Source organism: Pseudoalteromonas mucoides (genome assembly GCF_049257175.1).
Lineage (GTDB): Bacteria > Pseudomonadota > Gammaproteobacteria > Enterobacterales > Alteromonadaceae > Pseudoalteromonas.
The window spans coordinates 372674-395198 of record NZ_JBMMUC010000001.1; the positions used below are offsets into that span (position 1 = coordinate 372674).

Consider the following 22525-nt stretch of genomic DNA (forward strand, 5'->3'; position numbering starts at 1 on the left):
GTTATAGGCTTTGATCATTACTTGCTAGCTGATTTGTTAAGCGTTGCTTAATGTGACTATTCGTCAATTAAGGAGCGCAATAGATGCTGACACTTACAAATATAAATAAAAGATACGCAGATGGTACGCATGCATTAAATGATGTCTCGATTCACTTACCTGCTGGTATGGTTGGTTTACTTGGGCCAAATGGGGCGGGTAAATCAAGTTTAATGCGCACACTTGCGTGTTTACAAAGTGTTGATAATGGTCAGATAAATTTTGACGGTTTAGATGTATTGCAACATCCCGAACAGATGCGCAAACAGCTGGGCTATTTACCACAACAATTTGGTGTCTATCCAAATATGAGTTGTTTTGCATTGCTAGAACATATTGCAATTTTAAAAGGACTCAATAAAAAAGACCGAAAGCAGCAAATAGATGAGCTTTTGGCGCTGTTAAATTTATCTCAGTTTGCAAACAAAAAGGTGAGCCACTTTTCGGGGGGAATGAAACAACGGTTTGGTATTGCACAAGCGTTGCTAGGCTCCCCTAAACTGATTATTCTAGATGAGCCAACCGCAGGGCTCGACCCGGCTGAGCGCGAAAGCCTCAATAATTTATTGGTGACCATTAGTAAACAGCGCCTAGTGCTGTTATCGACCCATATTGTGGAAGATATAGAAAATCAGTGTCACTTTGTTGCAATGATTAACCAAGGCCGGCTAATTAAAAGTGGTGAAGTCGCCGCTCTTATTAAGCCATTGCATGGATGTGTATGGCTGCTAGACACCCTTCCTATTGAACTACCACAAGAGAGCTTTGTACTAAGTAAAAGCTATCGTTACGGCAAACCTTCATTTCGTGTTTATGCTACAACGACCCCAGCTGAAAGTGCAATACCCGCAGAACCGACACTGCAAGATAGCTATTTCTATGAATTGAAAGCTAGAGGGTGTCACACATGTTATTGATCAATGAACTTCGTTATATCACTCGTCAGCCTCTGCTTTGGCTGTGCTTTTTAGCAGCACCTTTATTTGCGTTTACATTGTCAGCAGGGTTAGCTGTTGAAGGAAGTGATGCGACAAACCAAATAAAGCTGCACCTAGTTGCACTGCAAATGATGCAACTAGCTTTACTAACAGGTGCGCTTGCACCGACATTTTTTTTACGTGATAAAATTCATAATATGCATGAGCTTGTGGCTGCTACACCTGTTACGTTAAAGCAACGCGCATTGCTACGTTTAAGCGCTTTGGTGCTGTGTGTGTTTGCGATTGCATTTATTAGTATGCTGGTGATGGTTGTAACGCAGTTGTTTAGTAAAGGGTTTGACTGGCAAATTATTAATCACCTGGTTGTTAATAGCCTTTTTGTGTTGTTTCCTAATACGTGTTTTCTCAGTGTAATTGCATTTTGGTTTTGTCAAAAGTTCTGCAGTGCTTTGGTGAATTATGTGGCATTTGCAGCTTTGTGGATTGGCTATTTATTGCTTGCAAGTGTTACTGGCAATCCTATATTGGCAGGCAGTAGTATTATCAGTGAAACCAGCTATCAACTATTTATATGGTTAGACCCTTTCGCATACACCACCATTATAGCCAGCTTTATTGACCCCCAAGGCTGGATTATCGCTGTTAATCGGGTGCTGATCTTATTACTCACAAGTCTTATCTGTTTTAGTGCTGTAGCAAGTAATGGGTCTAACTCGTTTAGTAAGCCAGCAAAAAGTCCAGTGAGCAAGCTACAACCCGTTACAGTAGCAAATGCCTCGTACCGACCTGTGGCTGCAGAAAAACATGGACTAGCGATATTTATCACGTTCTATAAAGTAGCGCTTTTCAATGTATTAAAGCATCCAATAACATTAATAATTTTATTAGCTTGGCCGGCCATGGTGTTTAATAATGTAGCCTCTTCTGCTGCTTATGCTGAGCCATTGAGTGTAATAAATGCAACCAGCATTGATGCTATTAGTCACTATGCTTTTAATATGCAAATACTGTTTGGGTGTTTACTGACGGTGCTTTGGAGCTGGCAAATAACTTGTTATGCAAAGCGCTTTAATATGGCTGAGCTAATTGCTGCAACGCCTATCAAAACTGCCACTATTTTATATAGTCAATTATTGGTATTGGCTACTCTGGTTATTATTTTTTCAACGATGAGCTTTGCGGGGGCTTCTTTAGCACAATGGTTTATTGATAGCCAATATAATGCATATGACCATGTATATATTCTGTGTTTAATGGCACTACCCTTAATGCTGATTGGTTGGGTAACGGTATGTGTATTTAATATTTGTCGCTCAACACTGGTTGCTGGAGCAATCATTTTTGTGATGCTGTTGCTAAAATTTACACCCGTTATGACTTATTTAGGACTCACACACACATTTTGGAGCCTAGCTTGGACGCCATTGCAGCCGCCGAGTGAATTTTGGGGTTATCGGGCGAGTATTAGCAGTTATTGGCCTTATATGCAGGTGTGGTTACCAGCCTGTATAAGCTTAATATTGCTAACGTGTGTATTTAGTCACCGTGGTGCGGGGCTTGATAGGCGTGCAGTTGTTCGAAAAGATGCATGGCTAATAATGCCAGTGTTGCTCTGCGTTAGCTTAATTGTGCAATTACACCTACGTTTAGTTGAAGAAAAGCCCCTTACCAATTCACATAAACGTGAAGCCTTTAAAGCCAATTATGAAAGGAACTTTGCCGATTGGCAGCATAAGTTGCAACCACAAGTTAGCCATATTGATGCACACATTGATTTTTACCCGCATCAACAGTTTGCTAAGTTTGATCTGACATACACTTTAAAAAATCTTCATTCAAAGGCTATTAAGCAAATTTTAGTGGGCAGGGCAGGGTTTTATAAATGGGCGAATGTGAAGATTGCTGGTGCGACCCAAATTGGGTTTTACCCTGACTTAAATCAAGCTGTGTATGAGTTTGATATTGCATTAAAACCGCATGAAACACGACAATTAACCACACAATTTGAGATTCATCAAGCAACATTGTGGCCTGCTGGTGGGCATCAAATAATTACGCCAGAGTTTAGTTATATTCGCGCAGTTCCTGCGTTACCAACTATTGGTTATCAAGCCAACTATGAGCTAACCGATACACAGTTACGTGCTCAATATGGTTTGCAACAAAAGGCTAGGCCTTTAGCTGCAACGTTATTTACTGAGCAGCAAAAAAGGCCTGAACACTATGAGCGCATAACGATGTCGAGCACTGTATCAACGGCAGCTGGGTATCAAGTTGTGACACAGGGCAAGCAAATAGCACATAAACGTGAACAAGGACGTGAGATATTTGAGTTTAGAACATACAATAAAATTAATAACTTACCAGCTTGGCTGTCAGTGCCCTTTACTGCTGAAACTAAAAAGCATGATGGTGTTACGTTACAAGTATTTGTAAAAAAACAAGAGCTGATTGAGCGTTCAGATGCAATTGCCGTTCACTTTCAAGCGATGATCGACACACTTGATTGGTTTAAAAATAATATTGTTGCCTATAAAGCTAAGCAATTGAGCATACTTGCAGCTCCACCCTTTGGGGGCACTGGGTATGCCTTACCACAAATAATATTAATTGAGGATACCGTCGGTTTTAGGGCTCGGCCAAGTGTTGATGCTGGTTTTGATCAGCGTTATCGCCGTGCAGTACATGAAACCGCGCATCAATGGTTTGGTCATGATATAGGTAATAGTGTACCTGCCGACAGTGCGTTTTTAATTGAGTCGATGGCAAAATATATCGAGTTAGTGGTGATAGAAAAGCGTTTTGGAAAAGCAGCTATGAACGTATTAGTAGATTATGAAACACAGCGATACGAGCAAGCATCACGTATGGACATTACCGCTAAAATGGCGTTAATTGATTCAACAAAAAGCTATGATCAATACTCTAAAGCCACAATCGTATTTGCAAAATTAAGGGCTAAAGTAGGCGATGAGCCAATAGTAAAAGCACTTAAATCAGTATGGCAGGAGTATGCATACCCAAATTGGCCTGCAACGGCAATGGATTTTATTCAGGCGTTAAAACAACAAATTCCTGAGAATGATATCGCATTAATAAATGAGTTGTTTTTAGGTGTTTAAGCAAACCTATAACAAAGCCCTGACATCCCCTGCAGGGCTTTTTACTGTTTTGGTTTTAATGAATCTAATAACGCTAGTACTTTATCTTGACCAAATGTTTGTGCAAATTGCTCGGCTGTTTGGCCTGCTTTATTTGCGTGATTGGTATCGCAATCCAGGCTTACTAGGGTTTTAGCTATACTAAATTCGCCTCTAAAAATGGCTGCCATTAATGCTGTGTTACCGCGGTTGTCTTCAAGACAGGCATTAGCACCTAAATTTAATAGTGAATTTACCGTGTTTTTGTGACCGTGATAGGTTGCAATCATTAACGCTGTGTAACCTTTGTTGTTATAGCTATTAATTGGAATGCCCGCGGTTACAAATTGTTGAATTACCTGTTCATCGCCTGTACGGGCTGCTGCAAAATAGTAGGCAAGTAGGTTGTCATATTGTGATTGCGTGTCAGTTTGTGCTGACTCTACTGCCACGGAGTTAAAACTTAAAACAGTGATAAGAATAATAAATAGTTTACGCATTTATATGCCCTTAAAAAAGTGTACCCTTAAAAAAAGAGGAAGACAGGGTCTGCTGACCTTTGTAGATTAAAGTTTGTTCAAGCTCGGGGCGGTTTAATCGCGGCGCGAGGTTTGTAACCTAGTGGGCTAAGTAAAAACCGAGCAACAAAGAGTAAATCGCCCCGAGGCAGAACCCGAAGGGCAGCGCCTGTTTGGCATTGATGCTGCGTTATCGCCTATTTATGGGGAATAACCACACTACATAGGCGCTGCCTTGCCTAAATACCAAATAGACTGCTGCAAATTTAATCTTAAAAGGTCAACAGACCCTCAGCTTCCTCATCAAGGTTGGGAATGGGTGTATCAGTTAAAGTTTGTTTGCCAGTTGCTTAACCATTTTCAGGTCGCCATTTACGGCCTTAGTTAAACGGGTGCCGTATTCATTATCAGCTTTATAAAAGTGGCTTAACATTTTGTGTTTAACATCGCTGTTTTGTACTTTGCCTAAGTCCCCTGCAAGGTTATTAATGAGATTAGTACGCTCTTGCTTGCTAAAGCCACGATATAACACGCCAGCTTGGGCAAAGTTTTGCTGCTTTTTGATAGCGGCTTGTTGTACATACCCTTTCAGCTGCGTTTGGCTTCTACGTGCAATTGGGTTTTCACTGACATTTTCGTGGCTCGGTTGGTAGTTCACGTTACTCGTGGTGTTGCCATAGTTCATTGCGCCGTCTTGGTTGTAATTTACAACATCCACTTTGCTACGGTTAATTGGCAATTGCTGGTGGTTTGCACCTAAGCGATACATTTGTGTATCCGCATATGAAAACACACGCCCTTGTAATAAGCGGTCTTCCGATGGCTCAATACCTGGAATAATGTTAGCCGGTGCCATTGCAACTTGTTCAGTTGATTGGAAGAAGTTAGTTGGCATACGATTTAATGTCATTGTGCCTACTTTTGTTTCTTTAACATTTAACCACATTTTAGTTGCATCTAATGGGTTGTAGTCAAAATCATCAAGCTGAGAAGGCTCAAGGGTTTTAATGTATAAATCCCATTTTGGGAAGTTGCCTTTGCCTACCTCTGCATAAAGATCACGGGTTAAGTGTTGGAAGTCTTGGCTTTGTACTTCAGCCACTTCTTTGCTGTCTAAATTGTCGATACCTTGCTGACTTACCCAATGAAATTTAACGTATTTAACATCGCCTGTTTTATTAATCATTTTGTAGGCATGTACGCCCCAACCATCCATTTTACGCAGGCTGGCTGGTGTACCGTAGTCGCTGTAAACCCAGGTTAACATGTGAGTTGAACCAGGCTCATACGAGAAAAAATCAAAAAAGCGATTTGGATCTTGAATATTATCTACCGGTGATGGTTTTAATGAATGCACCATATCTGGGAATTTAATCGCATCACGTATAAAGAATACCGGTAGGTTATTACCTACTAGATCCCAGTTACCTTCATCAGTGTAAAACTTAGTTGCAAAGCCGCGTGGGTCGCGAAGGGTCTCAGGGCTACCTTTAGAGTGTATAACAGATGAGAAGCGCACAAACACGTCTGTTTCTTTACCCGCTTCGCTAAATGGTGCCGCTATAGTTAAATCGTCTAATTCTTTACTTGCAACGAACACGCCGTGTGCACCTGTTCCACGGGCATGCACCACACGCTCAGGAATTCGTTCGCGAGCGAAACGTTGTAACTTTTGAATTAACTGCACATCTTCAAGTAACACACTACCGCGTTCACCCGCAGTGATTGAATTTTGATTATCGCCAACGGCTGCGCCATTGTCTTTTGTTAGTGTAGTAGCTGCACTTGCAGGTAATGCGACCGCTAGCGCAAGGGCACTTAATGTTAGAGCTGCTCTATTGTTTATTATGTTTAATTGAGTATTCATATGTTGGCCTTATCTATTTATAAACTTGCGCCGTGCAAGCCCTTTAATTGAACCCAGTGTATGGAATGTTTTTATTTCGGTAAAATTGATTGTTTAGATTGTTGTGATTAGTATTTTGGATTGGTTCGTTGTAGTGCCTTTTAATCACTCTTAGACTTAAGTCTTATGCTTGACGTTAACTCATTTGAAACTACAGGTTTTTATTCCTTTTTTTCACCAATGATATTCATTCTGGTGCATTAGATATTCACTTTTTATTGACATTTATCCATATAGAAGAGAATATGCTCGCTCTGTGGGCTAATGCCCAAATTGGTGAGTGATAGGTTTAATTGCACAAAAAGGTGGCAAATGGCCAATAAGATAGAGCTAGTTATATTTGATTGTGACGGTGTTGTTATTGATAGCGAGGTACTAAGTGCCCGAGTGTTAATAGACATGTTAAAAGATTTTAATATCAATATAGACATGCATTATGTTCAGCGTCATTTTTTAGGTTGTAGCTTTAAATCAGTTAGCGAGAAAATAGCAACCGCTTTTGAGGTTAATTTACCACATCAGTTTGAAAGCGATTACAGGCACACGCTGGTTACTATGTTTGCAGAGCACTTACAGCCAACGGCAGGTATTAAGAACATATTGTTAAACTTAAATGTACCATTTTGTATCGCAACTAGTAGCAGTTTACAAAGAACGCAAAAAGCATTACATGCAGTTAAATTTGACTCATTATTTACAAAGATATTTACCAGTGAAGAAGTTACTTTAGGTAAACCAGCGCCAGATTTATTTCTACATGCCGCTAATCAGATGGGTGTTTTGCCGCAAAACTGTTTAGTAATTGAGGATAGTAGCGCAGGCATTCAAGCTGCAATAAGCGCAAATATGCAAGTCATGCACTATTTTGGCGGTCAGCATTTAGAGAAGGGTGTTAATCATGTACATATAAACTTCCCTGAAGTTGCATTGCTTGATCATTGGCAGTCGTTTTTTAATTCCCATCCAGAGCTTAAAAGTAAGTCGTTATTATGAAACAAAAATCAAACAGCGAACTAAAAAAACTAGAAGATGCTGCACGTGCGGCGTGGCTTTATTATGTGGCAAAAAATACACAAGATGAGATAGCGCAAAAATTAGATGTATCACGTCAATCAGCGCAACGACTGATTGCACTCGCTGTAAGCGAAGGTTTAATCAAAGTTAGATTAGAGCATCCTATAACACGGTGCATGGAACTTGCCGAGCAGCTAAAAACAGCATTTAATTTATTAGAATGTGAGGTTGCACCCAGTGATCCAACTGATATTAATTCTACTTACGGCCTTGCACAAAGTGGAGCAAAAATATTAGAGCGTTACTTAAAATCAAAACAGCCTAAGACACTTGCCTTTGGAACTGGGCGCTCATTAAAAGCATGTATTGAAGAGCTGCCTAACATGGATTGCGAACAGCATAAATTAGTCTCGATAGTGGGCAATATGATGCAAGATGGCTCAGCTTCAAAATTTGATATTGTAGTGAGTATGGCTAACCGTGTTAATGCTAAGCATTTCCCGTTACCTCTGCCTTTATTTGCACAAACACAAGCGCAAAAACACTTATTACACGACTTAGCTCCCGTTAAAAATATCTTCCAATTAGCTGCGAATGCCGATGCGACTTTCGTGGGAATAGGCCATATGACAAAAAACTCACCATTACTTATGGATGGTTTTATTGAGCCTGAACAACTGCACTCATTTCAAGAGACTGGCGTAGCAGGCGAGGTTGTAAGTTGGCTTTATGACGAAAACGGTAAGCTTATTAGTAACGAGCTCACTCAGTGCTTATTGAGTACGCCACTACAAATTAATACAGATAAACCTGTCTTTGGTATTGCTGCAGGCCCTGAAAAAGTGACTGCTCTAACAAGCGCTTTGAAAGGCAAGCTGATTAATTCGTTAATTACTAATGAATATACTGCTGAACAAATTCTTAAACGTATTTCATAAAAATTAATAACACGCCTTAAATCGTTATTCGTACAAGGGTACTAACAATGACACGGGTATAGGAAGTGATAATGACAACACATCAAAACACACCTAATTTTAGTGAGGTAAATGAGGAGCAGCTACCGGTTGCTCAACATAAGCTTCATGGCTGGAAGCATTTTGCTGGGCTATATGCAGGTGAACACGTTGCAGCCACTGAGTTTGTAATTGGTGCAACATTTGTGGCTCTCGGTGCCTCAACAATGGATATATTACTCGGTTTATTAATTGGTAATTTACTTGCTATGTGTTCTTGGTGGCTTATCACAGCGCCCATCGCAGTAGAAACCCGCTTGAGTTTATATAACTACTTAAACAAAATTGCTGGTAACTCAATGACCAAGCTCTATAACTGGGCTAACGTAGTTATTTTTAGTGTGATATCAGCGGCGATGATCACGGTCTCTTCCACCGCAGTGCGGTTTTTGTTTGATATACCCGCGCAGCTTGACTGGTATCCAAATAGCTTGTCGTTTGTAGCCATTGTTTTAGCCGTTGGCTCTATCGTGGTGTTTGTCGCTATGTATGGTTTTTCTACGGTTGCTGACTTTTCAAAACTGTGCGCGCCGTGGCTATTTGTTATTTTTGTGGGTGGCTCGTTCGTGCTTTTTCCTGAGTTATCAAATCACGTATTGGGGTCAACCACATTATCAGGGTTTAGTGACTTTATTGCGATAGGCGACGCTTCAATTTGGACCGGAACAAATGCTGATGGTGAAAAGGGCATTGGTCTCTTAGAAGTGATTGGCTTTGCATGGGCTGCTAATTCAATTACCCACTTTGGTTTAATCGACATGGCTATTTTTAGATTTGCGAAACGTAAAAGCTATGGTTTGTTCTCTGGTGTGGGCATGTTTTTTGGTCATTACTTAGCGTGGATCTCTGCGGGTATTATGGGCGCAGGTGTTGCGGTATTACTAAAAACAACGATTTCATCACTGGATCCGGGCGACGTTGCATACCATGCATTAGGTTGGACTGGTTTTGTTATAGTTATTATTGCTGGTTGGACAACGGCTAACGCAAACCTTTACCGTGCAGGCCTTGCAGCGCAATCTATATTTGTTAATCAATCACGTGAACGCACAACCGCTATTGTTGGTGTGGTCACTGTAATTATTGCGTGTTTCCCATTTGTATTTTCACAAATGCTACCGCTACTTACCTACGCTGGTTTATTAGTTGTGCCTGTGGGCGGCATTGTATTTGCTGAGCACGTGTTATTTCCTAAAATTGGCTTAACACGTTATTGGGCTAAATATAAAAATATTACTCGCAGTGTACCTGCCATTGCTTCTTGGGCTGCTGCATTGGTATTTGGTTTTGGTTTAAATGCGCTTGATGTGATGTCGTTTTATTATTTATTTATTCCTACATGGTTTTTTACCATCGTTATATACACCGCCTTAGCTAAAAAATATGGCGCTGATGAAGATTACAGCGATGCAATTATTGCAGATGAACAAGAGTTAAAAGCAATTAAGGCGTATCAGCAAGAAGCGGCTAAAACCCTTTCACCTGTTGTTATTGACTCATCAGTGTTTACGAAAGTATTAAATGCGATATCAACATTATCATTAATCACTATTTTTATTTTTGCCAGCCAAGTGATGTTTTTTAGCGACACTATGAGCATTTATAAAGATAACAAATCACTTTTTGAAATAGTGTGCTTCATCTGTACGCTTCTTTATTTTGCAACTGCTTACTGGTCGCTCAAGCGTCATAAAGCATTGAATACCTCATCGTAAATCTGTTTAGTAAGGCAACGATATGACCAAATTACAACACACACAAGCTCATTCTACTGAGCTAAATCAGCACAATATTGCTTCATTATCGAGTATTGTTGATGTTCCTACTTACGATCGTAGCAAAGTTAAAGCAGGTATTGTACACATAGGTGTGGGCGGCTTTCACCGTGCGCATCAAGCAGCTTATATAAATGAGTTGCTTAAAACCCCTGGGAACGAGCAGTGGGGAATTTGCGGCGTTGGTCTGTTAGAAGCAAACCGTGGTTTGCGAGATGTTCTGGCCAAACAAGACAATCTTTATACACTTACTATTAGGCATCCAAATGGGCGTGTTGAAAACACGGTTATAGGTTCAATGGTGGAGTTCTTGTTTGCACCAGAAAACAAACAAGCAGTTATTGATAAACTAGCACACGCAGAGACAAAGATAGTGTCTTTAACCATCACCGAAGGCGGTTACAATTTTCACCCTGCTACTGGGGAGTTTGATTATACTAACCCCGATATTGTGCATGATATTGCTAATCCATCAGAACCAATTACTGCTTTTGGTTATATAACTGCGGCGCTTAAACTACGCAAAGAGCAAGGCCTTGCGGCATTTACAGTGCAATCGTGCGATAACATTCAACATAACGGACACGTTACGCGAAAAATGTTATTAGCTTTTGCGCTTAAACAAGATGCGGAATTAGCGCATTGGATTGAGCAACATGTTGCATTTCCTAATGCGATGGTTGATCGTATAACGCCGATTTCTAAACAGTCTGATATTGATTATGTGAGCCAAACCTACGGTCTTACAGATGGTTGGCCAATTACGTGTGAGTCTTTTACTCAATGGGTTATTGAAGATTCGTTTAGTAATGGTCGCCCTGACTGGGATACTGTTGGTGCGCAGTTTGTCAGCGATGTTACGCCTTATGAAAAAATGAAAATTCGTTTATTAAATGCAGGTCACTCAGTGCTTGGGTTGTTAGGTGAACTTCATGGTTATAGTACCATTGATGAAACGGTATCCGATCCATTATTCGCTAAATATCTTCGTTCATTTATGGACTTAGAAGTAACACCTCTGTTGGATGAACTTCATGGTATTGATCTTGATAGCTACAAAGATACTTTAATCGAGCGTTTTGCTAACCCAAATATTAAAGACAGCCTCGCGCGTATTTGCTCACAAAGTTCAGCAAAATTACCTAAATTTTTAATCGCAACTATCAGTGACAATCTTATCCAAGAGCGAGATATTGCATTGGCCACATTGGTAATTGCAAGTTGGTGCCTATACAGTGATAAGGGTGTAAATCAACAAGGTGAAACGCTTGAAATTCATGATGATATGGCTCAAGAGTTAAGTACCGCGGCTAAGTTAACGACAATAAAGCCGACGTCATTTATTGAACTTGAAAGTCTTTTTGGTGACTTAGCCGATAATGAAGAGTTTATCAGCCAGTATACTCATGCAATAGCTGCAATTTATGCACCCCAGAGCCAAATAAAAGATGTAATGGCTGCAACCTTAGCTAAAAAGGGTAAATAAAAATGAGTGTATTAATAAAGCAAAAAGTAGCCAGCGATTTAACTATTAGCTGTTTTGGTGAAGTTTTATGGGATTGCTTTGACTCCGGTAAGCGATTAGGTGGTGCGCCTTTAAACATGTGTGTTCGCATAAACGCACTAGGTATTAAAGCGGATATGATAAGCGCGGTAGGTAATGATGAGCTTGGCCGTGAATTGCTCGGTGAAATAGCCGCTAGGGGCGTTAGTTGTGACTTCATCGCAACAAACAGCAAACCGACAAGTACTGTTGAAGTGACACTCGATAATAGTGGCAGTGCAAGTTATACCATTGTCGCGGATACGGCATGGGATAACATTGCTTTAACCGATACATTAGTAAACAAAGTGTCTACGGATGATGTATTTGTATTTGGTAGCCTCATTGGCCGCAGTGCTCACTCTCATGCTACTTTACAGCAACTACTTGAGGTGGCGAACTTTAAAGTATTTGATGTTAATCTTCGTGCTCCTCATTATAAGCTTGATACCTTAATAGAGCTTATGAATAAAGCAGACTTTATCAAGCTTAACGATGATGAGCTTTATGAGATAGCGAAAGCTATGGGTTGTAAGCATCACTCACTTGAGCAAAACCTCGCATTTATCGCAAAGCACACGAATACAGATTACTTATGCGTAACTAAAGGCAGCCACGGTGCTTTACTTACGATTAAAGGGGTTAATTACTACAACTCTGGCTATTTAATCAATGTGGTTGATACTGTGGGTGCTGGGGATTCATTTTTAGGTGCGCTTATATACCAATTGTGTAGTAGTAATGCTCCTCAACACAGCGTTGACTTTGCATGTGCTGTGGGGGCCATGGTTGCAGAAAGTCAGGGGGCTACGCCAATTTTAAGCCATCAACAAATTAATGAGTTTATGGATCCTGTGTGATCCAACTGCTATTTAGAAAGCGGTTTTTTTAAAAGCGGTTTTATTAACCGCTTTTTTGTTGCCTATGATTTGTAGGTATGAGTACTTTGTACCTATGTATTTTGCAATATTATCTTATAGTCTAATTGTTTATCGAGCCAAGCACTGATAACGTGCGGCGATTATTCACGGATTGAAAGGCGGAGCGGCCGACAACACGCTCTAATACACTCATAAAAAAAGAGAAACGTGCTAATGATAATCTTTTTCATCTGTCTAACTATTTTAATACTGGGCTATAAGTTCTATAGTCCTTTTGTAGAAAAACAAGCGGGTATGGACTCGACTGTAGCCACACCACAAACGCGTTTTAGCGAAGGTGTTGATTATGTACCAATTCATCCAGTTCGTGCATTTTTAATTCAATTTTTAAACATTGCCGGTGTAGGGCCTATTTTTGGCCCGATCCTTGGCGCGTTATATGGTCCTGTCGCATTGGTATGGATTGTATTGGGTAATGTACTAGGTGGTGCTGTTCATGATTTCTTCTCAGGTGTAATGAGCATAAAAGAAGATGGCAAAAGTTTACCTGAGATAGCTGGTAAGTATTACAATGTGGTGTTTAAAGGCTTTATGTTAATTTTCACCGCCATGCTACTGTTTTTTGTGGGTGTTGTATTTATCATGAGCCCAGCGGGTTTATTGAGTAACTTAGATTTATTCAAAGACACCTTTTTAGCCAATAATACATTTTGGGTGTTGGCTATTTTAGCTTATTACTTTTTAGCCACTTTACTGCCAATAGATAAAATAATTACACGTTTTTATCCAATCTTTGGTTTACTAATGATTGTGATGACAGTGGCAGTTGCCGTGTCATTATTAATGAATGCACCGCATCTACCTGTTGCAGGCGATTTTTTAGCTTACTTTGAAGCAGATCACGCACATGACTTCTTATCGCCAAACCCTGATGGACTACCAACCTGGCCGTTATTGTTTATTACTATAACCTGTGGTGCTATTAGTGGTTTTCACTCAACGCAAGCGCCTATCATTGCGCGCTGTTTAACTAACGAAAAGTACGTACGCCCAGTTTATTATGGCGCTATGATGTGTGAAGGTATTGTCGGCTGTGTATGGGCACTTGCCGGTATTGCTGCATTCCCTGAAGGCTATGAAGGCTTAAAATCAATGCTTGATTTAGGTGGCCCAGGGCTGGTGGTTAACCACATTGCCAATAGTTATTTAGGTGTACTGGGTGGCATTATGGCTATTATCGCTGTTGCGGTATTCCCTATCACTTCAGGTGATACAGCGTTTCGTTCGCTGCGCTTGACTGTGGTTGATGCCTTTAATATACCGCAAAGTTTACGCAATCGTTTATTATTAGCTGTGCCAATTTTGACCATAGCCTTTTTTATGACAAAACTCGATTTCTCACTTATTTGGCGTTATTTTGCGTTCTCAAATATGTTGTTATCGACCAGTGTATTATGGCTGGCAACTAAGTACTTATTTGACCGTGGCGCGTTCCACTGGATAGCAAGTGTACCTGCAGTAATTGCCACCGCAGTGACTCTTTCGTACATAATGACTGCGGCCATTGGCTTTAATTTATCAAGTGATTTTGGTAAACCAATTGGTGCAGTTGTTGCTGTAGTAGGACTAATAGGGCTTGTTATAACGCACTCGAAACATAAGAAACCGCTAGCGCAGTAATCGCGAGTTGAGATAAAAAAGCGAGCAGTAATTTGCTCGCTTTTTTTGTGCTTGATATTCCGATCATGGTTAGCTTATTAACGATATTAGAGGTGTTAGTTGCAAGGTATGTATTATCAATATCGCTTGAATTAAGTAACTAACCTGAACTCTGGTTAAGAGATGTACTAATGTATTGATATTAAATCACAAATATATTTATTAGTCTCCAGCCGGAGACTTTTAGCGATAACAAGGCGAATTTACGCGTCAATAGCTAGCCTATTGCAAGTAAATTCAACGCAGTTTGCGTTGAAAGTAGCCGCTGGAGATAGATTTATTATCCAGAGTTCAGGTTAACTATACTCATTTAGTTAAGTTTGTTTGTTAACACATCTTCTAGATAAGGTAGTGCGGGAAAAGCCCCTTTTTTTAGACATGCCTTTGAACCACAGCGTAAGCCAAAAGCCATCGCTTGGGCGACTATTTGCTCATTAATAATTTGCTCATTAACGGGGGTGTTCGAGTTAAAATGATGGAAATAAAACAAAACACCCGCTATAAATGCATCACCAGCACTGGTTGTATCTAATGCTGTTATTTCTGGAGCATTTTGTTCTATAGAAAATGTACGGCTTATTGCTTTGGCTGGGTTAGGTCCATCAGTGACAAAGATCAGTTTAACTCCCAGAGTGAGTAATTCTTCAAGATAGCAATGTGGGGTTACCCCTTTTTTATTAGCTAAGAATTGTAGTTCATCTCGGGATAATTTTATGATGTCACATAAACCATAGCAGCGCGCTACTACGTTTTCAATTTGATCGGGGGTTTTCCACAAACTATAGCGTAAATTAACATCAAAGCTGATTAATAAATCATGCTGACAAGCATGCTCGAGTGCGGTCACGGTCGCGTTTGCTGCATGGGAGTCTGTTAGAGTGTTTGAGCAAAAATGCAGTACAGAGAAATCTTTCCATTCAATTTTTTCTAAGTGCTGTTCATTAATTAATAAGTCAGCTGTTTTATGGCGATAAAAGTTAAAACTGCGTTCGGCTTGCTCATCTAAACTGACAATGACCATAGCAGTTTGAGCATCTTTTATGGTGAACAAGTAATCAGTGCCAACATTGTACTCAATTAATGAGTTGGTTAATAATTTTGCAAAATTATCATCTCCCATCCCACCACAAAAAGTAGCACTACCGCCAAGCTTTGCGTAGCCTACAGCTACGTTAGCGGGTGCACCACCGGGAATGGGCGAGTAAGCCGAATTTCTATTGTCATGAGGCAACATATCTATGAGAAGTTCGCCATAACTTAGTAATTTGTTCATGTTTTGTAACCTTAAAAAGCCCAGCTAAAGGCTGGGCACAAACAGAGGGAGAGTGACTTAATTAGTTAAACATGTACTTTAATGTGAGTGATGTTGTACGACCATTGATTGCACGTGCTCGAATAATGTTATTCTCTGGCACACTGCCTTCTTCAGCCTCGGTAATACCCACAGTATCGAAGAGGTTGTTAACATTAAACGCAAGATTGAGGTTTTCAGTTAAGTCATAGCTTACAAAACCATTTACTTGTGTATAGCCATCAAACTTAAGGTCATTGTTATCTTGAGCATACGCATCGGTAGTGCCAATAAAGTTAAGGCCAGCAGAGCCTTGATTAAAGTTATAACGTGCCATTAGTGAGTAAATAAAATCTGCTTGACGACGTGGTGTATTACCTACAACATCTGGGGTTAGTGCGTCTTTAGCAATTTCAGCATCGGTCCACGTTAAGTTACCGCGAAAATCCCACGCGTCTAAGAAGTAAGTTGATTCAAGCTCAATCCCTTTTGCTTCATATTCGCGGTCGAAAAACTTTTGTGATGTTGCTTCAAAGTTTTGCTCTTCTGTTTCTGCATAAAACGCAGTTGCGAAAACAGAGAGTGAGTCAAAGCGCTTTTTAACACCAAACTCATACTGATTTACTTCATCAACAGCATCTTCATCAGCCACAGAGCCATCAGCCGCGACTTTACCAAATAATAAGCGGTCAGCGTTTGCGCGTCCGCCTTGGCTTATGCGAGCAAAAGCAGCAAAGCTTGGATCGATCTGGTAGTTTGCACCAACAGAATATGATGCGTAATCCCAGTCGTAATTAACAATACTTGGGTTACTAATATCAATACCAGCTACATTTTGTTCAGGAATTGAAATTGAACCATCGCGGTTCATATCAACCGTTGATGTCACAGCACCAGCGTAATTACCACGTGCTTCACCACTATCATAGCGTGCACTGGCATCAATACTTACATCACCTAGCTTTGTTGAAAAAGCAACATACGGCGCGCGCGTTTCGTAGTCAGTATCGTAGTTACGCTGACAACAGTTGCCCCAGAAAGGAGTGCCATATGCATATAAACCGCTATCAGAATAGCTATCGCCATTTGCTGCGTATACGTCTAGTAAAGCCGCATTATCGCCTTTTAATTCCATTAGGTAAGAATTCCAAAGCCATGACATGCTAATAGTTTGGCTTGATGCATAATAACCAAATGTTAGGCTGGTATCTTCGCCAAATTCTTTTGTAAGCTTTAAATCATTAACAATAGAGCCGAAATCATTCATGGTTACATCAAATGTATGAATGCGCATAGCAAGGTCATCGGTAAATGCTTGCCCTTGCGCCCCACCAGTGGCATAACTTAGCGTAGCGCCTGAGCCTGCAATACTGGCAGCAATATCGTTTGCGTTGCCAACTTCTGCAGGTATTAGTGAAGTAAAGTTACCGCTTACTGATGATTTTCTAAAGCGGTTTTCAATACGCCAGTCGTTATCAAGATCAAATACAGCTTCAAAACCAACGGCGTCAACTTGCGGGTTCATACCATTTCGCATGTCGCCTTGGCTGATTTGATTGTTGCCATCAAGGCGAGTTGTAGATAAAAATTGTGCAGAGTGGGGTGTATCTGACTGTGCATCAAAGCCCTCAATTGAGCTGCCATCAGAGTACATAGGCATAGGTAAATAGCCAATGCTTTGGTCATCTAAATGCTTATAGTAAAGGCGTACATAACCTGTATCAAACTCTTTAGTGATATTAGCTTTAATCTGACCGCCTTTATTTGCTGTGTAGCCAGCTTCACGCGGGCCTTCACCTTGGCGAATAAAGCCACCAACATGAAAGCGAACACTGTCGTTTAAGTAGGTGCCATATTCAAAATCAGTTCTTAAAGAGTCGTAGTCTAAACCAATAGTTGTTGCAACACTGCCTGACTCTTCTTCACCGGTCTTGGAAATAAGGTTAATAATACCGCCTGGTGCATCACTGGCAGCAGTTGATGCTGAACCACCACGGATAGACTCAACAGTTTGCACTGTGCTATCTAGGCGCATGAAAATGTCAGCATTACCAAACGCGATATCACCAAATTGCATTACAGGGAGGCCATCTTCCTGCAATTGTAAAAATTTTGCACCACCCGATGCAACGGGTAAGCCGCGAACTGCAATGTTTGCATTACCTTCGCCACCGGTTGATTCGGAACGAACACCAGGGATAATTCTAAATGCTTCAGCTGTAGAGCGAGGTGTTGCAACTTGGATTTCATCTAAAGAAACGCTGCTTACTGACACGCTCGATGCCATTATTGTCGTGCGTCTTGGTACGCCGGTTACAACAATAGTCTCTAAGCCTTTTTTTGCTTGATCAGTTTGTTGTGTCTCTTCAGCATACAGCCCTTGGCTAACAGCTAAAGCGAGTGAACTAAGTAAATAAAGTGATGTGTTGTATGTTGTCATTGTGTGCCTCGTTGATTACTCACCCAGTGGGTTGTTATTTTTACTTAATCGATTAAGTAAAAATAACAAAGTTTTTACATTAAGCAACTTTTTTTTGCTGGTTAATCGTACTTTTTTTAACTATTGTTGTTTTTAAAGACATTTTATTTGAGTCTATTTACATCAAATTATTCTTTTAGAGAGCTAATTTGTTGCAAAGCCGCTGCCGAAGGGTCTTTAAAATAGTTGTACAGCATAGCTATAAACAGTAATACAGCGAACCCTGTTGCGAGAATAAAGCCATAGCGTACATGGCCAAACATATCGCTGATCACCCCCATAAATAGGGGTGCTAATGCTGCGGAAAGGGCGGTAAAAAATAAAATCACCCCAGCAACGGCACCATGTTGCTGTACAGCAAAACATGAAATGCCTTTTGAGTTAAGTGTCGGGTAAACCATAGACATAAACAAACCTGAAAGAGGCAATAACAAGACTGCGGCGTCCACACCTCCAATTAATGTACCCACGTAACAAAGAGCGATACCTAAGCTTAGCCAAACCATAACACTTTGCCAGCTAAAGCGATTGAGTAACCATACGGCAATAAATCGTCCGGCGGCACGTAAGATAAAGAAAATTGTTAAAGCGTAAGTAGCCATTAAGGTCCAAGACCCTGTGTAGTCAGCCAATAGAGTAGGCATCCATACATAAATAGCTACTTCGGTTGCAACGTACAATGCAATAGCGAGTGAAAAGCCCAAAGCATAAGGATTTCTGACCATTTTCATGGTTGTGGCAAAAGAGGTCGGTTTTTCTGTGGTTTTAACAACAGGTGGGTATTCTGCACGCCATGCCAGTACTGCGAGGATCAAACACATAAAGCCCGCAATAATATACAGATATGTCCAACTAACTTGTTGGGTTAATAAAAAACTCACTAAAGCAGGCCCAACTATAGCGCCTATGCCAAAAAAGCCTTCGACTTTATTCATGGTTTTAGTATGTTCATTGTTACTATGTGATATATCACCAAGCAGGGCTAAAGCACCTGTTTTAAAAAGGCCAATGGCCAAACCAATGAGGCATAAAAGTATCACGAAGATAATAAAACTGCTGCTTAACGCAAACAAAAAGCAGCTTATAGAAAATATAAATAAACCGAGCATAATGGTTTGCTTTCGACCAAAACTGTCAGCTAGAAAACCTAAAAATAGTCCACTCAAGGCAATCAGGGCCATAGGTGCATAATGAAATGCGCTGGCTTGTGTCATACTTAAGTTAAATTCTTTTATTAACTCTGGGATGATCATACCAACTGCATCTGATGTCATGGCAAACATAAAAAACATCATATATGTTAACCAGCGTATGTGTTGCAATGAAGCATTGCTAACGAGTGTGTGTGTTTTATTCATCTTTATATCCTCGTCAGGTGGCTAAGCATTTTAGTAATTAACTCAATAGATTAATTATTAAATCATAGTTTAACCACACCGTTTTTGTATCAAAGTTGTAAAAACTTCTTGTAAAAATTGGTTTCGTAGTTAAAGATATATCTTAATCGATTAAGATTCAACTTGGTATTTACACATGATGAAGAATAAAGTTCAACTGATCACCTATGCAGATCGAATTACAGGTAAAGACATTAACGCTTTAACCGACTTACTTAATGGCCCCCTTGAAGAGGTTTTTGGTGGGGTACATTTATTACCTTTTTATAACCCAATTGATGGCAGTGATGCAGGTTTTGACCCTATTGATCATAGCGCTGTTGATGAGCGTATTGGCACTTGGCAAGACATTCAAAATTTAGGTAAAGAGTATGATTTGATGGCTGATTTGATTGTTAATCACGTGTCAGCGCAATCATATCAATTTAAAGATGTGCTAAAAAATGGTAAAAAATCAGTTTATTGGGATTTGTTCTTAACAAAAGAAAATGTTTTTCCAAAAGGCATGAGTGATGCTGAGCAACAAGCGATTTATCGCCCGCGCCCAGGAAGTTGCTTTACGCCAATAACCTGTGCAGACGCAGAAACACATGAGTTTTGGACGACGTTTACTGATAATCAAATCGATATCAATGTGAAGTCATCAGCAGGTGTTGAATATTTAGATAATGTGCTGACAAAGTTCTCACAAAATAACGTTAATATTATTCGTTTAGATGCTGCTGGTTATGCGATAAAAGAGGCCGGTACAAACTGTTTTATGCTTGATCAAACATTTGATTATCTTGATAAACTTTCAGCTAAAGCGAATGAATTAGGGATGGAAACAATTGCTGAGATCCACAGCCATTATCAAACTCAGGTTGAAGTCGCAAAACGTGTGAATATGGTTTATGATTTTGCATTACCACCATTAATATTACATAGCTTATTTACTAACAATAGCGATGCATTGGTGCAATGGTTAGAAATTTCACCTCGAAACTGTTTAACGGTGCTTGATACCCATGATGGCATTGGCATCATTGATGCGGGACCAATGGGTGATAAAGCGGGGCTACTAAATGGCGAACAAATTGATAACTTGGTTGAGACGATTCATGCAAATAGTCATGATCAAAGCCGTCAAGCTACAGGCGCAGCTGCCAGCAATGTCGACTTATACCAAGTAAATTGTACGTATTATAATGCATTAGGCGCCAGTGACTTTGATTACTTGGTAGCTCGCGCAATACAATTTTTTGCCCCAGGCGTACCGCAAGTCTATTACGGCGGATTATTTGCGTGTGAAAATGACATGGAATTACTAACAAGCACGAATGTTGGTCGTGATATTAATCGCCCGTATTTAGACACAGAACAGATAAGTCGATCATTAGCGAAGCCTGTAGTACAAGGCCTGTTAAAGTTAATTTCTATACGTAATAGGCATAACGCATTTAACGGTGAATTTAGTGTAGCAGGAAGTGCTAACGAATGTGCTCTGAAATGGCAGCTAAATGACATAGCAATTGAGCTTAGAGTGAACTTTGAGCGTCGTGAAGCGTTAATTATCGAACACACTGAAAATGAGCAGACCCTTACATCGCTAAGTGATTTACTCGGTTAAATTATTTCATTCGACAATAAGCACTTATACCCATATCACACCTTGAGCTGATTTGGGTATCTTAGCCACTTTGCCCTACTTGCAAATGGCAGTTAATAAGTGCTTTTTCTTCTTCTTTACTCATAAATAATTGCGCTGCTAATGCGCCTTTTTCTTCACTATTTTGGTGAATTGTCGTTAGCGTTGGTACAAAGCGTTTAGCTTCATCTATGCCATCGAAACCCACAATTTTAATATCGTCTGGAATAGTTAGCCCGAGTGTCAAAGCCTCTCGCATAGCTGCTAAGGCAATTAAATCACTCATACATAATAAAACAGTGGGGCGAGGTATGCTCGATAGCGCTTCTTTTGCAGCAATAGTTGCAAATCGTTCGCTGCTTTCAGGTATATTCCAAATTCTATCTTCAGCAATAGGGATGGCAAGTTCTGATAATGCCGTTTGGTATCCGCGTAAGCGTTGATGTGCAATTGATTGTCCTGCTTCACATTCATGATGCTCATAGACACGACATAACACATTTTCATCAAGCAAACGTAGCCCTAAAATTGCCACCTGATCATCTTTACTTGTCAGTGCATGTTTTGCTACTTCATAACTCGCCTGCTCATTATTGATATTCACAGAAGCGTTACGGCCTATGTCAAAGTCGACAGTAACAACATGTTTTGGAACAATTTTTAATTGTTCAACTAAGAGCTGATTACGTGGGCGGCCATAACAAATAAAGCCATCAACAAAATCGACTACACTGTTTAAATTATCGTTATTGCCTGAGAACAATAAAAGGTTATTACCGTTTTTCTCAAGTACAGATGCCACACCACGCATAAAACTACTCGCAACTGGATCTGACACCATGTATTCAACGCTATCAGGGAGTACTAAAGCAATAATATTAAATTTACCACGACGAAGTGATTGCGCTGCTTTATTTGGACCAAAATACCCAAGCTCTTTACATGCAGCTAAAATAGACTCTCGACGGCTTTTAGAAAGCTGATCGGGGCGATTAAATGCATTGGATACCGTTGCATTTGAAACACCTAATTCTTTAGCAATACTTTTTAGCGTCCAGTGGTTTTTTTTAGTCATGTCAATGTATAACCAGATATTCTCTTATGAATACGTAAATTATCATATTTAGCGTTGAATCAAAGTGTTAATTGCACAAATATCATTTTATCCGAGGGGCTAGTAAAAAAGTCTGTTAATTAAAAAAGTGTACTTCACAGCATAATAGTTAGTTACACTTTGTA

15 protein-coding genes are annotated in these 22525 nt (G+C 40.1%); 9 read left to right on the forward strand and 6 right to left on the reverse strand.

Going from position 1 to position 22525, the window contains the following annotated elements:
* Window positions 1-83: 83 nt before the first annotated feature.
* Entirely contained in the window at window positions 84-956 is an 873-nt protein-coding gene (locus tag AAEU30_RS01580) for an ABC transporter ATP-binding protein (protein WP_421958989.1), read from the forward strand.
* Window positions 947-4102, forward strand: a complete 3156-nt coding sequence (locus AAEU30_RS01585) for a M1 family aminopeptidase (RefSeq protein ID WP_421958990.1) — start codon at window positions 947-949, stop codon at window positions 4100-4102. The genes AAEU30_RS01580 and AAEU30_RS01585 overlap by 10 nt, the downstream gene beginning before the upstream one ends.
* A gap of 41 nt (window positions 4103-4143) precedes the next feature.
* On the opposite strand, the gene AAEU30_RS01590 is transcribed toward AAEU30_RS01585, so the two are convergent.
* Window positions 4144-4620 (reverse strand): ankyrin repeat domain-containing protein, encoded by a 477-nt coding sequence (locus AAEU30_RS01590; RefSeq protein ID WP_421958991.1) that lies wholly within the window; start codon window positions 4618-4620, stop codon window positions 4144-4146.
* Between the two features lie 346 nt (window positions 4621-4966).
* On the reverse strand, window positions 4967-6505 hold the full coding sequence (locus tag AAEU30_RS01595; RefSeq protein ID WP_421958992.1) for a catalase: 1539 nt from the start codon (window positions 6503-6505) through the stop codon (window positions 4967-4969).
* A gap of 351 nt (window positions 6506-6856) precedes the next feature.
* On the opposite strand from AAEU30_RS01595, the gene AAEU30_RS01600 reads away from it, so the two are divergent.
* From AAEU30_RS01600 to AAEU30_RS01625, 6 genes are all read left to right on the forward strand, one after another.
* Entirely contained in the window at window positions 6857-7537 is a 681-nt protein-coding gene (locus AAEU30_RS01600; RefSeq protein WP_421958993.1) for an HAD family hydrolase, read from the forward strand.
* A complete protein-coding gene (locus AAEU30_RS01605) occupies window positions 7534-8496 on the forward strand; it encodes a sugar-binding transcriptional regulator (RefSeq protein WP_421958994.1) in 963 nt (320 codons plus the stop codon). Before AAEU30_RS01600 ends, AAEU30_RS01605 begins: the two co-directional genes overlap by 4 nt.
* Window positions 8497-8567: 71 nt before the next feature.
* Entirely contained in the window at window positions 8568-10289 is a 1722-nt protein-coding gene (locus AAEU30_RS01610; RefSeq protein ID WP_421958995.1) for a purine-cytosine permease family protein, read from the forward strand.
* Window positions 10290-10311: 22 nt separating this feature from the next.
* A complete protein-coding gene (locus AAEU30_RS01615; RefSeq protein WP_421958996.1) occupies window positions 10312-11835 on the forward strand; it encodes a mannitol dehydrogenase family protein in 1524 nt (507 codons plus the stop codon).
* A gap of 2 nt (window positions 11836-11837) precedes the next feature.
* Entirely contained in the window at window positions 11838-12752 is a 915-nt protein-coding gene (locus AAEU30_RS01620; protein WP_421958997.1) for a carbohydrate kinase family protein, read from the forward strand.
* Window positions 12753-12986: 234 nt separating this feature from the next.
* Window positions 12987-14453 (forward strand): carbon starvation CstA family protein, encoded by a 1467-nt coding sequence (locus AAEU30_RS01625; protein WP_421958998.1) that lies wholly within the window; start codon window positions 12987-12989, stop codon window positions 14451-14453.
* A gap of 349 nt (window positions 14454-14802) precedes the next feature.
* Here AAEU30_RS01625 and AAEU30_RS01630 read toward each other — a convergent pair whose 3' ends face one another.
* The 3 genes from AAEU30_RS01630 to AAEU30_RS01640 form a co-directional block, all read right to left on the reverse strand.
* Entirely contained in the window at window positions 14803-15765 is a 963-nt protein-coding gene (locus AAEU30_RS01630) for a carbohydrate kinase family protein (RefSeq protein ID WP_421958999.1), read from the reverse strand.
* Between the two features lie 61 nt (window positions 15766-15826).
* The gene (locus tag AAEU30_RS01635; RefSeq protein ID WP_421959000.1) at window positions 15827-18223 is read right to left on the reverse strand and encodes a TonB-dependent siderophore receptor; all 2397 of its coding nucleotides are present in this window, start codon (window positions 18221-18223) and stop codon (window positions 15827-15829) included.
* Between the two features lie 167 nt (window positions 18224-18390).
* The gene (locus tag AAEU30_RS01640) at window positions 18391-19620 is read right to left on the reverse strand and encodes an MFS transporter (protein WP_421959001.1); all 1230 of its coding nucleotides are present in this window, start codon (window positions 19618-19620) and stop codon (window positions 18391-18393) included.
* A gap of 175 nt (window positions 19621-19795) precedes the next feature.
* Between AAEU30_RS01640 and gtfA the strand changes: the two genes are divergently transcribed.
* Window positions 19796-21268 carry a sucrose phosphorylase gene (gene gtfA, locus AAEU30_RS01645; RefSeq protein ID WP_421959002.1) on the forward strand — a complete coding sequence of 491 codons (1473 nt, stop codon included), beginning with the start codon at window positions 19796-19798 and terminating at the stop codon, window positions 21266-21268.
* Window positions 21269-21329: 61 nt separating this feature from the next.
* On the opposite strand, the gene AAEU30_RS01650 is transcribed toward gtfA, so the two are convergent.
* Window positions 21330-22361, reverse strand: a complete 1032-nt coding sequence (locus AAEU30_RS01650; protein WP_421959003.1) for a LacI family DNA-binding transcriptional regulator — start codon at window positions 22359-22361, stop codon at window positions 21330-21332.
* Window positions 22362-22525: the final 164 nt, after the last annotated feature.